Source organism: Vibrio sp. D173a (assembly GCF_030248475.1).
This window is the reverse complement of the sequence record NZ_JAHGAH010000749.1, coordinates 1-942: the sequence shown is the minus strand read 5'-3', so window position 1 is coordinate 942 and position 942 is coordinate 1. Positions and strand designations below refer to the sequence as shown.

Annotated in this window: 1 protein-coding gene; it reads left to right on the top strand. The window is 48.2% G+C overall.

Going from position 1 to position 942, the window contains the following annotated elements:
* A partial coding sequence (locus tag KIV40_RS28985) for a hybrid-cluster NAD(P)-dependent oxidoreductase (RefSeq protein ID WP_285352681.1) occupies nucleotides 1-942 on the top strand: 942 nt, incomplete at both ends.

The window sequence follows — 942 nt, the reverse complement described above, 5'->3', positions numbered from 1 at the left end:
AGGGCGTGATTAAAGCGGGCGATAAGATTGAAGTCTTGGAGACTAAACCTAAAGAGCAGTATGAGGATACTTGGGTCGAGTCAATGCATCTAACGTGTGTTGAGCGTGAAGAGATCGCACGTGATTTTACGACGTTCTGGTTAGAACCAGCGAAAGATAATAAAGGATTGCCAAGTTATCAGCCAGGGCAGCACCTACCGATTGAAATGACGATTGATGGCGAAAAGGTTTCACGTCGCTACACGCTTTCATCGTGTCCATCACGAGCAGGTCGTCTGGCTATCTCGGTAAAACGTGTTGACGATGGCCGAATCTCAAACTGGTTGAATGATCATTTCCAAGTGGGTGACACGTTAGTGGCGCAAAACCCTGATGGTGCATTCTATCTAGAAGAGAATCCAAATCACCCGCTATTGCTGCTTTCTGCAGGCAGCGGTGTAACGCCTATGCTTTCTATGCTTCGTTACCTTGCCGATCACAACCAAGTAGAAGATGTGGTGTTCTATCATCAATGCAGCAGTGAACAGGATATCCCTTATCAAAAAGAGATCGAAGAGATCGCGCAGCAGCACTCTGGCCTGAAGGTGATCTACTCTTTGAGTCAACCCGCTAAAGATTGGCAAGGTCTATCTGGACGCTTGAGTGTGTCGCACATTGCAAAGATCGACGACCTACACCGTCGCCAAGCTTTTGTATGTGGCCCAGATGGCTTCATGGATAGCGCGAAGAAAATGCTGATTCAGATGGGGCTTAACCCACAGCATTATCATCAAGAAGCGTTTGGTGTGAACCAAGCAACGGAAGAAGCTGTTAAAACACTTCAATTGAGCGTGAATGGCTACCTATTTGGGGGCAATAACCAAGGTACTTTGCTTGACCAAGCGGAAGCGGCGGGTATCTCGATCGCATCAAGCTGCCGAGCAGGGTTCTGCGGCGCGTGTA